Source organism: Kangiella sediminilitoris (assembly GCF_001708405.1).
Classification (GTDB): Bacteria; Pseudomonadota; Gammaproteobacteria; order Enterobacterales; family Kangiellaceae; genus Kangiella; species Kangiella sediminilitoris.
This window is the reverse complement of the sequence record NZ_CP012418.1, coordinates 2,103,962-2,116,691: the sequence shown is the minus strand read 5'-3', so window position 1 is coordinate 2,116,691 and position 12,730 is coordinate 2,103,962. Positions and strand designations below refer to the sequence as shown.

The following is a 12,730-nucleotide window of genomic DNA, read 5'->3' as shown; positions in this document are numbered from 1 at the left end:
AGACTATGCACTCACATGGGCATTCCCATAGAAATGATGTAGAACAGCAAGCTCACCCTGTAGCAAACCGTTTACAGATGCTCTGGGCCGTTTGCCTAACCGGTGGCTTTATGGTGGTTGAGGTCATTGGGGGACTAATCTCCGGCTCATTGGCGTTACTTGCTGATGCGGGGCACATGTTGACTGATACAGCAGCTTTGCTGTTGGCATTCTATGCCATGACCTTAAGCGCAAAACCGGCCGATAATAAACGCACCTTTGGTTACGGGCGTTTGCAGGTATTGGCAGCCTATACAAACGGCATGTTCTTACTGGCTTTGACTGGTTGGATTGTTTGGGAGAGTATCGAGCGCTTCTATGAGCCTAACCCGATAAAAAGTGGAACCATGTTAACGGTAGCGATACTAGGCTTAGTGGTTAATCTAATTGTATTCAAAGTTCTTCATAGCTCAAGTCAGTCTAACATTAATATTCGCAGTGCCATGCTTCACGTGCTGGGTGATCTGTTAGGCTCTGTAGGTGCAATTATTGCCGCTCTCATTATCTGGCAATGGCAGCTACTTTGGGTGGACCCACTATTATCCATTTTTGTTTCTATTCTCATCTTACGTAGTGCTTACCACGTAATAAAGGATTCTTCTCACATATTACTGGAGGGCAAGCCGCAAGAATTTGATACACAGGAAATTAAAAGAAACTTAATGGAACTCGAGGGTGTGGTTGATATTCATCATATGCACCTTTGGAGCATTAGTGAGCAGGAGCCGCTTATGACTTTCCACGCAATGATTGGTGAAAGGTACGACAACGATAAGATGATTGATCAAATGTTGGGGCTGCTACGAAACCGGCATGGACTGGCCCATGCGACGATACAGATTGAACGAAATGCTTGTCTTGAGGATACTACACAGGTTGCGTGCGCAGATGAGGCTAGTAACTGATCTATTTCTGAACTTCAGATAAAAAACGACGCTGATTATCAATGCCATCAAGTTTTCGGGCGAGTTTGTGCTGTAGTTCCTGTAAACTTTTTGAATGTGGGGCAGTCTGTTTTACCAGGCTTTCGGCGTCATTGGTATATTTAGCCAGGATCGTAGCAAGCATTGAAAGTTGCTGATGAGAAAAAAACTGCCCTTGGCGATAAAGCGAACGCTTGATGTGATTAAACAGTTGCTCTTCCTGCTGGTGATGCTCGAAAAAATAAGGGATATTATGCTTCTTCACCCAGTTGGCAATACTACGGTCTTTATTATTGGAGTAAACAATAATCGTCGCTCGGTCAGCCATTAATGAGTGTAGCTTACGCATCACAGGGTAACCCAGAGAATTATTCAGGGTGACGACAACGATTTGAATTGTTGGGCGAGATAGCCGAAGAAAGTTCAGGGCAGTCTTATAGTCGTTAACATAGTCATATTTGTAGCCAGCATCTTCCAATTTTTTGGCTGTATTTGCTAAGATGTTGCTGTCATCGTCGACTAATAAGATCGTGCTCATAAAATCAGTTGCCCGGTTTTAACTAATTATGGTCCAAATCAATGAGATTGCTATATTTTTCGGCATTTTAGCATTGATTTGAGCGTGATAAATTTATTTATACATAAAATATCGTTATAAAACGTGAAAGGATAGGTTTTTGCTTAAAAAAGTGTTAATTATGCTGACGCTGGGCAGCATCCTCAGTTCATGCGCTACTTATAAGCCAAGTAATGTCAGTGATTTGTGTAATATATTATCTGAAGAAGACTGGTACGAAGCGGCGTTAGAATCTCAAGAAGAGTGGGGGACGCCGATACATGTTCAACTGGCGATCATGCATCAAGAGTCAAAATTTAACCGTACCATTCGGCCCGAGATGGAATGGTTTCTTGGCTTTATTCCAGTTGGACGTCCATCTGATGCCTACGGCTATGCTCAGGCACTAGAGAGTACCTGGGAAACCTACGTCAAATCGACTGGCAACTGGAATGCTAAGCGAGATGAATTTGATGATGCAATACATTTCATTGGTTGGTATACCTACAATACCCATAAAAAGCTAGGGGTGTCTAAATGGGACGCTAAAAAGCAATACCTGGCATATCATGAGGGCTGGGGGGGGTATAAGCGTGGTACATACCGCGGTAAGGCTTGGCTATTAAAAGTATCGGATAAAGTAAAGGTACGCTCTTTGGATTATGCCCGTCAATATAAGCGCTGCCGTGCAGAACTGGACGATAGTCTTAGAGGTTGGTTTTAACTTATCAATAGGGACTCTATATCTCTGGAGAAAGTACCAATTAAGCGGTTATTTATGGCGCATTTCCCTATTGGATAGGTTAAAATGACGGCAATTTTTTAATGAACATTAGGGGAATTCAGGTATGTTGGGTAACACCACGTCACTAAGAGATTTCGATCCTGAGTTAGTAGCTTCTATTGATGCGGAAGAAAAACGTCAGGAAGAGCACATTGAGCTTATCGCTTCGGAAAACTATACCAGTAAGCGTGTGATGGAAGCACAAGGTTCTGTCTTAACGAACAAATATGCTGAAGGCTATCCAGATAGACGTTATTACGGTGGTTGTGAGTATGTAGATGTGGCTGAGAAGTTGGCCATTGAGCGAGTGAAGCAGTTATTTGGCGCAGATTATGCCAATGTTCAGCCTCACTCAGGTTCCCAGGCTAATGCAGCAGTGTATATGGCTTTGGTTAATCCCGGCGATACTATTCTAGGCATGAGCCTGTCTGATGGCGGTCACCTGACTCATGGTTCTAAAGTGAGTTTTTCTGGCAAAATCTACAATTCGATTGAGTATGGCGTCGACGAGAACGGTTACATTGACTACGAAGAAGTTGAGCGCCTAGCCTTAGAAAACAAACCAAAAATGATTATTGCCGGATTCTCTGCCTATTCACGTGTGGTTGACTGGTCTAAATTCCGTGAAATCGCTGATAAGATTGGTGCTTATTTATTTGTGGATATGGCCCACGTAGCCGGTTTAATCGCTGCTGGCGAATACCCAAACCCAATCCCCTATGCTGACGTTGTGACGTCAACTACTCATAAAACACTGGCTGGCCCTCGCGGCGGTGTGATTTTAGCTAAATCAAACCCAGAGCTTGAGAAGAAGTTAAATTCTGCTGTATTCCCCGGAGGACAGGGCGGTCCGTTGATGCACGTAATCGCTGCTAAGGCTGTCGCCTTTAAGGAAGCATTGAGCGATGAATTCAAGGTGATGCAAAAGCAAGTAAAAGCGAACGCTCAGGCGATGACGAAAGTGTTTGTTGAGCGCGGTGTAGATATCGTCTCTGGCGGTACGGATAATCATTTATTCCTTGTCAATCTAATCAGCAAAGACATCACAGGTAAAGATGCTGAAGAAGCACTTGGCAAAGCGAATATTACGGTCAACAAAAACACAGTTCCGAATGAGCCTCGCTCACCTTTCGTGACCAGTGGCCTTCGTCTGGGCACACCTGCGGTGACCACTCGAGGTTTTAAAGAAGCGGAAGTTACGGAGCTAGCCGGCTGGATTTGTGATATTCTTGATGACATTAATAATGAGCAGGTAATAAACGACGTTAAAACAAAAGTGTTAGAACTTACGAAACGTTTTCCTGTTTATAAATAACTGAAGGACTAAGGATTAGCGGCTATGCATTGCCCATTTTGCGCTCACCCCGACACTAAAGTGATTGACTCTCGACTTGTTGCTGATGGTAGTCAGGTCAGGCGTCGTCGAGAGTGCTTATCCTGTGGTGAACGATACACCACTTTTGAAAGTGCTGAGCTGGTGATGCCAAAGATCATAAAGTCGGATGGAACGAGGGAACCATTCGATGAACTTAAGCTTCGCACTGGCTTAGCAAAAGCCGTTGAGAAGCGGCCCGTAAGTGTTGAAGATCTGGAAGCCGCTATTAACAAGATACTGTCCAACTTACGAGCTTTAGGAGAGCGCGAAGTCTCTGCTAAAGTTGTAGGAGAAGAAGTGATGAAAGCGTTGCGTGCATTAGACGATGTTGCTTATGTTCGCTTCGCTTCTGTTTATCGCCGTTTTCAGGATGTTCAGGCGTTCCGTGAGGAAATCGATAAGCTACAGAGCGATAAATAAACCGCTCGATTTATATGAATTTTAATGCAGATGATTCGCGTTATATGGCGCGAGCTATTCAACTTGCTAGACGTGGCTGGTTCACTACGCGAACCAACCCTCGCGTCGGTTGTCTTTTGGTTAAAGACAATATCGTTATAGGTCAGGGCTGGCATGAAAAGGCCGGCCTACCTCACGCCGAAATTAATGCAATCTTTGATGCCCATCAGCAGAACCATGAAGTGGAAGGCGCAACTGCTTACGTTACCTTAGAGCCCTGTTCACATCATGGGAAAACCCCGCCTTGCGCAGAAGCTTTGGTTCAAGCGGGTGTTCGAAAAGTAATTTGTTCTATGCTGGATCCCAACCCTAAGGTATCCGGGCGAGGTGTTTCCATATTAGAGAAAGCCAATATTGAGGTGCAGTCTGGCTTGATGGAAAGCGAGGCTCGAGCACTCAACTCCGGTTTTATAAAAAGAATGACAACAGGACTTCCTCGTGTTGTGGCCAAGACAGCAGTGAGTCTCGATGGGCGAACTGCAATGGCCAGTGGGGAAAGTCAGTGGATTACAGGCCCTGAGGCGCGCAAGCAAGTACAAACACTTCGAGCAGAAGCTGGCGCTATCCTCACTGGCTCTGGCACCGTGCTGAGTGATAACCCGGCTATGAATGTTCGTGATTCGCGTTACCTCCAGAATCAGCATTTTGTGCAACCATTGAGGGTGGTGATTGATTCCGGTCAGCGAGTTAATCCTACGGCAAAAATACTCAATCTTGATGGAGACTGCTGGTTAGTAAACTCTCGGCGCTCCACAAACGACTTTCCTGGCAATGTCAGGCAGAAGCACGTTAATACAGTAAAAGATAGAATTGACCTGAAAGCTTTATTAACAGAGCTTGGCAAGGAAGGAATTAATGATGTTCTGGTTGAAGCTGGGGGTGAGCTATTAGGAGGCTTCCTGAGCTCAGGTCTGGTGGATGAGCTGGTAGTATTTATGGCGCCCAAATTAATGGGTAGTGATGCCAGAGCCATGGCAGAATTGCCACTGGTAAAAATGAGTGAAGCAATGAATCTAGAACTGAGGGACGTTCGACAAGTTGGTCAGGATTTGAAATTAACCTACAGAGTGGATTGAAGCTGTGTTTACTGGAATTATAGAAGCGACAGGTTTTATTGAAACAATTGAGCAAAAAGGTGGCGACGCCCGTTACGTTTTCAATACTGGAAAATTGGAACTGAGTGATGTCGAGCTGGGTGACAGTATTGCCTGTAATGGTGTCTGCCTGACTGTGATTGAGAAGCTTGATAAGGGGTTTGCTGCTGATGTTTCTGTGGAAACTATAGAGGTAACCTGTTTTAAAAATTATCATACGCAACAACCCGTGAACTTTGAGAAAGCCATGCTACCAACCACTCGTTTTGGTGGTCATATGGTCAGTGGTCATGTTGATGCTATCGGTGAGGTGGTTTCTATCGAGGAGGCGGCTCGATCGATTCAGTATATAATTAAGGCTCCTTCTGAGGTACTCAAATATATCGCCATTAAAGGCTCGATTACGGTTGATGGCACCAGTTTGACAGTGAATAACCTTGAAAATGATAGCTTCAGCCTTAATTTAGTACCCCATACACTGCAGGAAACTATCGCTGATAGTTATCAGGTAGGGACACAGGTAAACCTAGAGATTGACCTTATCGCGCGCTACTTGGAGCGCTTAATGCACGCAGACAAAGCCTAGCAGGGCAACGTTATGAAGCTAAATACTATAGAAGAAATTATTGAAGATATTCGTCAGGGTAAAATGGTAATCCTGATGGATGATGAAGACCGTGAAAATGAAGGCGATTTAATCATGGCTGCCAGCCAGGTACGTCCAGAAGATATCAACTTTATGGCGCGATATGGTCGCGGATTGATTTGTTTGCCAATGACGCGTGAACGCTGCGAGCAAATTAACTTACCTCTGATGTCAGCCAATAATGGGGCTAAGTTCAGCACTAATTTTACGGTATCGATTGAGGCCGCTACGGGAGTGACCACGGGTATTTCTGCTGCAGATCGTGCTCGAACTGTCCAGGCTGCAGTTGCGCCGGATGCCAAGCCTGAAGATATTGTACAACCCGGTCATATTTTCCCAATTATGGCGCAAGAGGGTGGGGTATTAAACCGCGCTGGTCATACTGAAGCGAGCTGTGATTTAGCAAGACTGGCTGGATTTGACCCATCGGCAGTAATCGTCGAGATTTTGAATGAAGACGGCACCATGGCTCGTCGTCCCGATCTTGAAGTTTTTGCACAGGAGCATGGCTTGAAGATGGGTACTATAGCGGATCTTATTGAGTATCGTACTGTAAAAGAGCAGATGGTTGAAAAAATCAGTGAGTGCCACTGGCCTACTGAACATGGTGATTTCCGTCTGCATACTTTTAAAGATGCTATTGATGAGCAAATTCACTTCGCTCTGGTAAAAGGGAATCCCACAAACGACGTCTCTACCCTGGTTCGAGTTCATCTAAGCGACAGTCTATCGGACTTGCTAGAATCGCAGCGTGGTAAAAGCAAAAGCTGGACCGTAAGTCAGTCGATCGAAAGAATTTCTGAAGAAGGTGAGGGTGTCTTAGTCTTACTCGGTAAGAGAGAGTCGGGAGATGAAATGCTGGACCGGATTCGTCAGTTTGAACGTGAAGACCATGGTGAATCACTTACCCAGGAACAGCAGCGCAAGAAGAAACGGACCGTTGGGATTGGATCGCAGATTTTGGTTAACTTGGGTGTTCGTAAGATGCGCCTGCTAAGCTCTGGTGCTCAATATACGGCATTGGGCGGGTATGGCCTGGAAATTGTAGAGCATATAACCCCAGAAAAATAGACCATATTATTAGTGATTAAGCCACGGTTATAATACAATATGTCCCTGTAATCGTGGCGAAGCCTGTCTTCTCTCCATTAACTATTCATCCTTTAAACTCCCTATAACAATAAGGGGTGTAAGAGCTGCAAATGAGCGACTTCAAATTAGATTTTTCAAAAACGGAATATAAAGGCGGTAAAATCGCTATTGTTCATGCGCGTTTTAACCAGCCGATCATTAACATGATGATTGATGGTGTGGAGCAAAAACTTGCAGAACTTGGAGTACCAGCTGAAAACGTAGAGCGTTTTGATGTTGCAGGTGCTTATGAGTTGCCTTACGCGACACAGCAGGTTGCAATGAACGGTGGCTATGACGCAGTGATTGCCATCGGTGTAGTGATAAGAGGCGATACGCCTCACTTTGACTATGTTTGCGCGGAATCGAGTCGTGGTTTGATGGATGTTTCCATAAAGCACAATTTACCGGTGATTTTTGGTATCCTGACCGTCAATACTGATGAGCAAGCTGAAGAACGAGCCAACCCTAATAAAATGAATAAGGGTGGTGAAGCAGCAGCAACTGCAATCGAAATGATTAACTTAACCCGCAATTTGGCGAATTAAAAACTGAAAGAGCGTAATTATGGAACATACTTTTAAACCTGCAGCACGCCGAAAGGCTCGTGAATATGCGATGCAAGCTATCTATCAGTGGCAGATGACGGGTAATGCGTTAAATGAAATTGAAGCGCAATATATTTCAACCATGAACAGCAAGAAAGTAGATACCGTTTACTTTCAGGAGCTTTTTCACGGAGTCTTAACCGATCTTGATGATATTGACGGGGTCGTTTCGCCTGCTGTGGATCGAAAGATGGAAGAGATTGATCCAGTAGAGAGAGCGATTATCCGCCTCTCTGCATTTGAGCTAAAAAATAGAATCGATATACCACGTCGAGTTGTCATTAATGAGGGTATTGAATTAGCGAAGACCTTTGGGGCAACCGATGGTCATAAATTTATCAATGGTGTATTGGATAAGATAAGCAAAGAACTTCGTCCACACGAATAGTCTTTTATTATGGCCGAGTTTGATCTGATCGAGCAGTATTTTAATTTTCATTATGATTTTAGCTCAAACTCGGCTGACAAAAAGGGTCAGCCATCAGTCGTTAAAGGTATTGGCGATGACTGTGCCATTTTTAACATACCGGATAAATTCCAGCTGGTTACTTCGACTGACACACTGGTCAGTGACGTTCACTTTTTCTCTAACCTTCAGCCCGAACTCATAGCTTACAAAGCGCTTGCGGTAAATGTCAGTGACCTCGCTGCAATGGGAGCTAAGCCACTGGCATTTACTTTATCAATCACATTACCAGAAGTTAGTGAACGCTGGTTGTCTGATTTTAGCAAGGGATTGAAGAGCGCTTCTGAAAAGTTTCAAATACCTTTGGTAGGCGGTGATACAACACAGGGACCATTGACGATCAATATCACGGCCTATGGAACCGTGAAGCAGTCTCGCCTTTTAAGGCGCGATAAAGCTCAGGTTGGAGATGATATATGGGTTACAGGTTACTTGGGTGAAGCAGCTGCTGCTCTTGATTTGTCCGAGAAAGCTTTAGGGGGCAGAGACGAATTAACTGAAGCAGAAAATAACTTATGGCAATCACTGGCTACCCCAAAGCCACCGGTAAAGTTCGCAACTAAACTGGCGAAGTTTGCTGAGTGTGGACTTGATATCTCGGATGGACTGATGGCTGACCTTGGGCATATTTTGAAACAAAGTCAGTGCGGTGCGAACCTGGACGTGGAATTTTTACCGCTATCGGATAGTCTGGTAGAAGTTGTTGGTATTGAGCAGGCTCGTCAGTTTGCGTTGAATGGTGGCGATGACTATCAATTATGCTTTACCGCAAAAAGCCAGCACCGCAATAAGATATTAAATCTGGGGGAGAGATATAAGGTAAATACCACCCGTGTAGGGAAAGTGACTGAAGGGGACCTCATTGTTCAATTGGAGGGAGAGGCCTTTCAGCCAACGAGAGCCAGCTGGCAGCATTTTAATCAATAATAAATAGCTTATGAAACAATCCACTCAGACATCACTTAAAAAGTCAGTACTGACTAATCCTCTAAACTTTCTATCCTTCGGGTTTGGTTCAGGACTTCTACCAAAAGCACCGGGAACTTGGGGTACTCTGATAGCCATTCCAGTCTGGTATCTGCTGTCAGCTTTGTCGTTGCCATACTATTTGATGGCTGCAGCTCTACTTTCAATAGTAGGTGTTGGGCTTTGTCACTACACTGCTAAGAAGCTGGGTGTTCATGATCACCCCGGGATCGTCTGGGACGAAATTTGCGGCTATCTCGTGACAATGATTGCTGTGCCAGTTTCCTGGCAATGGGCTCTTGCGGGCTTTGTATTATTTCGAGTCTTCGATATTCTCAAACCCTGGCCTATCAAGTGGCTTGATAAAAAGGTTCATGGCGGATTTGGAATTATGGTGGATGACCTGTTAGCGGGCGGATTTGCTCTCGCAATTTTGCACATTGCTATATTGTTGCTATAACTGAATATCGTTGATGGCGATGCTGCATGTTATCTACACCCTGATCTAATAAGCAGCATGAGCAATATCTGCTGCCGTTAACCCCACTCTTTTCAGTAAATCATTGGTATTACCGTGCTCTACAAAGCGATCCGGCAGGCCCAGGTTCTTAGTTTTAATATCGATATTGTTGTTAACAAGAAACTCGTTAACGGCACTTCCCGCACCGCCTTGGACGGCATTTTCTTCAACAGTAATAAATTGCTGATGGCTGTCTGCAAGTGACTTGATCAAGGATTCATCCAAGGGTTTGACGAAGCGCATGTCGACCACTGTTGCGTTAATTTTTTCAGCAGCTTCTAGCGCGGGTTGTAGCATGGAGCCAAAAGCTAGAATAGCGACTTTATCTCCCTTTCTTTTAACTTCACCTTTACCAATTTCAAAAGGTGTAAAGGTCTTCTCTGCTTCAATACCGGAACCCATCCCCCTCGGATAGCGAACTGCCGCAGGACCTTCGTATAAATACCCTGTATATAGGCATTGTCGGCATTCATTTTCGTCACTGGGCGCCATAATAACCATATTCGGGATACAGCGCAGATAACTCAAATCAAATGCACCATTGTGAGTTGCACCATCACCGCCAACTAACCCACCCCTGTCAATGGCAAAAAGCACATCCAGGTTTTGCAGTGCAACATCGTGTATCAGTTGATCGTAACCTCGTTGAAGGAAGGTTGAGTATATAGCACAAACAGGTTTTAGACCTTCACAGGCAAGCCCAGCTGACACAGTTACTGCATGCTGTTCAGCAATACCAACATCATAGTAACGCTCTGGAAATTCTTTGGAGAAGCGGATTAGATCCGAGCCTTCTCTCATTGCCGGTGTGATACCCACCACTCGTTCGTCTTTTGCGGCGATGTCACACATAAATTCTCCAAAAATATTGGAGTATGTTTTAGGTTTAACACCCTTCGGGAGTTCACTGATTTTCGGGTCAAAAATGGGCACACCGTGATAGGCAATGGGGTCATTCTCAGCAGGAGCGTAACCCTTTCCTTTTCGTGTAACCACATGAAGGAACTGAGGACCACTGAGTTCTTTAATATTGTTAAGGGTACTCAGTAATGTCGGTAAATCATGTCCATCAATAGGGCCGTTATAGTTGAAACCGAGCTCTTCAAATAGAGTTCCGGGAAGCACCATGCCTTTCATGTGTTCTTCTGCCCGGCTGACAAATTCAGATAATGGTTTAATTCCATGCAAAGCTTTCTTGCCTGTCTCTCGGACTCGCTGGTAGAAGCGACCGGCCAGTAACTTGGCTAGATATCGATTCATGCCACCAACGTTCTCAGAAATCGACATTTCATTGTCGTTCAGAATAACCAGCAGGTTGGCATCGGTGTCCGCAGCATGGTTCATGGCTTCAAAAGCCATGCCACCCGTCAGAGCACCATCTCCAATCACCGCCACGCACTGGCGTTCCTCACCTCGTTGTTTAGCTGCCAGAGCCATACCGAGCGCCGCACTGATTGAGGTGCTGGAGTGCCCGACAGCAAAGGTATCGTATTCTGATTCGGTACGAACGGGAAATGGATGAAGGCCATCAGTTTGTCGAATGGTATGCAACTGCTCTCTACGACCGGTTAGGACTTTATGCGGATAGGCCTGGTGACCAACGTCCCAGACGATTCGATCGTCCGGTGTGTTGAACATGTAATGAAGCGCGACCGTTAATTCGACCGTTCCCAAGCCGGCTGCAAAATGGCCTCCGCATTGACTGATCGTATTAATTAAATATTGGCGAAGCTCATCGGCTACATCACCTAACTGCTCTTTTTCAAGCGCACGGAGGGCGACAGGTGAGTCGATTTGCGTCAATAATGGATAAAGATCAGTGCTCATAAGTCTAAAACAGTCTCAAACGTTGAAAAATCGCTATGCGTTTCTATGAACGATAAATTTGGCCAAATCGGCAAGTATTTGCGTATTGTAGGGTAACTTAGCTAATGCTTGTAGCGCTAATTGTAATAAATCATCGAGTTTTTGGCGTGAGCCATCAATCCCAAGCAGAGCTGGATAGGTGTTTTTCTGATTGGCTACATCAGAGCCTTGAGGTTTGCCCAGTGTTTCCGTATCAGATTCGATATCAAGGATATCATCCTTAACCTGAAAGGCCAGGCCTATAGCATCTGCATAGTCTTCAAGTGCCTGTCTTTCATCTTTTTGTAAAGGACCAGCACATAAAGCCCCCAGCAAAACACTAACTTTGATCAGTGCACCAGTTTTCATACGGTGCATATTTTCCAGCATATCAAGATCAATCGATTTCTGGGTGGACTCCAGGTCAATTGCCTGACCTCCACCCATGCCCAGTGATCCGCTTGCCTGGGCCAGTAGCTGAATCATTTCAAGCTGCTGAGGGGCTGCTCGCTCGCCTAGTTTTGCCTTTGATAACTCTTCAAAAGCCTGAGTGTGCAGTGCGTCGCCAGCAAGAATGGCAGTCGCCTCGTTAAACTGGATATGGCAGGTAGGTTTTCCCCGGCGTAAATCATCATCATCCATTGCTGGCAGGTCATCGTGCACCAAGGAATAACAATGGATTAACTCTACCGCTAATGCAGGGTGAGTTAAATCATCTTTATTGGCGCCAAAGGCCTCCCCAGTAGCGAAAACTAGAACCGGGCGGATACGTTTGCCACCATTAAGTGCACCATACCGCATCGCTTGATGTAGCGTGTGTGGTGAAGAACTTTCTGCTGGTAAGCGCTTTTTTAATAACTCAGCAACCTGGCTTTGCCATTGCTGAAGATGGTTTTCTAGGTTCATGAAATTTGAACTATTCGTCTTCGGGTGCCGGAAAATCCTGCTCCTGATTTTCCATTAGGATAGTAACTTTCTGCTCTGCCTCAGAGAGAAGCTGTTGGCATTGGCGTGATAGCTTTACGCCTTTCTCAAAGACTTTAAGAGATTCTTCCAGAGGTAACTCTCCCGTCTCCAATTGTTCAACGATAGATTCCAGCTCTTCTAGCTGTGTCTCAAAGTTGGTTTTGGCTGATTTTTTAGCTGGCATAAGGCGACGTAGAGTTCATGTAAATAGGGTGCTATTGTCCTATATTGAGAGGTAAAAGAAAAGTATCATGAAATTGAGTAATGCTGATAACCTCCGCTCCTTTCACTATTGCGGCAGCTGTATACCTCAGATACTATGAACATCAGTAGGCTAATAGAAACAAAGGGT

The 12,730-nt window shown here is 45.0% G+C and carries 15 protein-coding genes; 11 read left to right on the top strand and 4 right to left on the bottom strand.

Annotated features, from left to right (window positions below; translation table 11 throughout):
• Window positions 1-5 precede the first annotated feature (5 nt).
• A complete protein-coding gene (locus KS2013_RS09875; protein ID WP_068993257.1) occupies window positions 6-944 on the top strand; it encodes a cation diffusion facilitator family transporter in 939 nt (312 codons plus the stop codon).
• A 1-nt stretch (window position 945) separates the two neighbouring features.
• Here KS2013_RS09875 and KS2013_RS09870 read toward each other — a convergent pair whose 3' ends face one another.
• Window positions 946-1,500 (bottom strand): response regulator, encoded by a 555-nt coding sequence (locus tag KS2013_RS09870; RefSeq protein WP_068993255.1) that lies wholly within the window; start codon window positions 1,498-1,500, stop codon window positions 946-948.
• A 160-nt stretch (window positions 1,501-1,660) separates the two neighbouring features.
• Here KS2013_RS09870 and KS2013_RS09865 point away from each other — a divergent pair, with 160 nt between their 5' ends.
• The 10 genes from KS2013_RS09865 to KS2013_RS09820 all read left to right on the top strand — a co-directional run bounded on the left by KS2013_RS09865 (window position 1,661) and on the right by KS2013_RS09820 (window position 9,507).
• Window positions 1,661-2,242: a transglycosylase SLT domain-containing protein gene (locus KS2013_RS09865; protein WP_068994531.1), complete on the top strand. Its 582-nt coding sequence runs from the start codon at window positions 1,661-1,663 to the stop codon at window positions 2,240-2,242.
• A 124-nt stretch (window positions 2,243-2,366) separates the two neighbouring features.
• On the top strand, window positions 2,367-3,617 hold the full coding sequence (glyA, locus tag KS2013_RS09860) for a serine hydroxymethyltransferase (RefSeq protein WP_068993252.1): 1,251 nt from the start codon (window positions 2,367-2,369) through the stop codon (window positions 3,615-3,617).
• A 24-nt stretch (window positions 3,618-3,641) separates the two neighbouring features.
• Window positions 3,642-4,097, top strand: coding sequence for a transcriptional regulator NrdR (gene nrdR / locus KS2013_RS09855; RefSeq protein ID WP_068993249.1), 456 nt, complete (start codon window positions 3,642-3,644; stop codon window positions 4,095-4,097).
• A gap of 14 nt (window positions 4,098-4,111) precedes the next feature.
• Complete coding sequence (gene ribD, locus KS2013_RS09850; RefSeq protein WP_068993246.1) at window positions 4,112-5,212, top strand: bifunctional diaminohydroxyphosphoribosylaminopyrimidine deaminase/5-amino-6-(5-phosphoribosylamino)uracil reductase RibD; 1,101 nt, start codon at window positions 4,112-4,114, stop codon at window positions 5,210-5,212.
• Window positions 5,213-5,216: 4 nt separating this feature from the next.
• Window positions 5,217-5,816: a riboflavin synthase gene (locus KS2013_RS09845; RefSeq protein ID WP_068993242.1), complete on the top strand. Its 600-nt coding sequence runs from the start codon at window positions 5,217-5,219 to the stop codon at window positions 5,814-5,816.
• A 12-nt stretch (window positions 5,817-5,828) separates the two neighbouring features.
• Window positions 5,829-6,947, top strand: a complete 1,119-nt coding sequence (gene ribBA / locus KS2013_RS09840; protein WP_068993239.1) for a bifunctional 3,4-dihydroxy-2-butanone-4-phosphate synthase/GTP cyclohydrolase II — start codon at window positions 5,829-5,831, stop codon at window positions 6,945-6,947.
• A 131-nt stretch (window positions 6,948-7,078) separates the two neighbouring features.
• A complete protein-coding gene (gene ribH, locus KS2013_RS09835) occupies window positions 7,079-7,555 on the top strand; it encodes a 6,7-dimethyl-8-ribityllumazine synthase (protein ID WP_068993236.1) in 477 nt (158 codons plus the stop codon).
• 19 nt (window positions 7,556-7,574) lie between these two features.
• Window positions 7,575-8,003: a transcription antitermination factor NusB gene (gene nusB, locus KS2013_RS09830; protein ID WP_068993233.1), complete on the top strand. Its 429-nt coding sequence runs from the start codon at window positions 7,575-7,577 to the stop codon at window positions 8,001-8,003.
• A gap of 9 nt (window positions 8,004-8,012) precedes the next feature.
• Window positions 8,013-9,008, top strand: coding sequence for a thiamine-phosphate kinase (thiL, locus tag KS2013_RS09825; RefSeq protein ID WP_068993231.1), 996 nt, complete (start codon window positions 8,013-8,015; stop codon window positions 9,006-9,008).
• 10 nt (window positions 9,009-9,018) lie between these two features.
• Entirely contained in the window at window positions 9,019-9,507 is a 489-nt protein-coding gene (locus tag KS2013_RS09820) for a phosphatidylglycerophosphatase A family protein (protein ID WP_068993228.1), read from the top strand.
• 45 nt (window positions 9,508-9,552) lie between these two features.
• Here KS2013_RS09820 and dxs read toward each other — a convergent pair whose 3' ends face one another.
• Genes dxs through KS2013_RS09805 form a run of 3 tightly spaced genes read right to left on the bottom strand, consistent with a single transcriptional unit; the run spans window position 9,553 to window position 12,562 of the window.
• Window positions 9,553-11,394, bottom strand: a complete 1,842-nt coding sequence (gene dxs / locus KS2013_RS09815; RefSeq protein ID WP_068993225.1) for a 1-deoxy-D-xylulose-5-phosphate synthase — start codon at window positions 11,392-11,394, stop codon at window positions 9,553-9,555.
• Between the two features lie 33 nt (window positions 11,395-11,427).
• Window positions 11,428-12,318, bottom strand: a complete 891-nt coding sequence (gene ispA, locus KS2013_RS09810; protein WP_068993222.1) for a (2E,6E)-farnesyl diphosphate synthase — start codon at window positions 12,316-12,318, stop codon at window positions 11,428-11,430.
• 10 nt (window positions 12,319-12,328) lie between these two features.
• Entirely contained in the window at window positions 12,329-12,562 is a 234-nt protein-coding gene (locus KS2013_RS09805) for an exodeoxyribonuclease VII small subunit (RefSeq protein WP_068993219.1), read from the bottom strand.
• Window positions 12,563-12,730 lie beyond the last annotated feature (168 nt).

Coding starts and splice junctions, on each gene's coding strand:
- dxs (WP_068993225.1), bottom strand. CDS start 11,394: ATGAGCACTGATCTTTATCCATTATTGACGCAAATCGACTCACCTGTC.
- ribBA (WP_068993239.1), top strand. CDS start 5,829: ATGAAGCTAAATACTATAGAAGAAATTATTGAAGATATTCGTCAGGGT.
- ribD (WP_068993246.1), top strand. CDS start 4,112: ATGAATTTTAATGCAGATGATTCGCGTTATATGGCGCGAGCTATTCAA.
- KS2013_RS09875 (WP_068993257.1), top strand. CDS start 6: ATGCACTCACATGGGCATTCCCATAGAAATGATGTAGAACAGCAAGCT.
- ispA (WP_068993222.1), bottom strand. CDS start 12,318: ATGAACCTAGAAAACCATCTTCAGCAATGGCAAAGCCAGGTTGCTGAG.
- nusB (WP_068993233.1), top strand. CDS start 7,575: ATGGAACATACTTTTAAACCTGCAGCACGCCGAAAGGCTCGTGAATAT.
- KS2013_RS09820 (WP_068993228.1), top strand. CDS start 9,019: ATGAAACAATCCACTCAGACATCACTTAAAAAGTCAGTACTGACTAAT.
- ribH (WP_068993236.1), top strand. CDS start 7,079: ATGAGCGACTTCAAATTAGATTTTTCAAAAACGGAATATAAAGGCGGT.
- nrdR (WP_068993249.1), top strand. CDS start 3,642: ATGCATTGCCCATTTTGCGCTCACCCCGACACTAAAGTGATTGACTCT.
- KS2013_RS09870 (WP_068993255.1), bottom strand. CDS start 1,500: ATGAGCACGATCTTATTAGTCGACGATGACAGCAACATCTTAGCAAAT.
- glyA (WP_068993252.1), top strand. CDS start 2,367: ATGTTGGGTAACACCACGTCACTAAGAGATTTCGATCCTGAGTTAGTA.
- KS2013_RS09865 (WP_068994531.1), top strand. CDS start 1,661: ATGCTGACGCTGGGCAGCATCCTCAGTTCATGCGCTACTTATAAGCCA.
- KS2013_RS09805 (WP_068993219.1), bottom strand. CDS start 12,562: ATGCCAGCTAAAAAATCAGCCAAAACCAACTTTGAGACACAGCTAGAA.
- thiL (WP_068993231.1), top strand. CDS start 8,013: ATGGCCGAGTTTGATCTGATCGAGCAGTATTTTAATTTTCATTATGAT.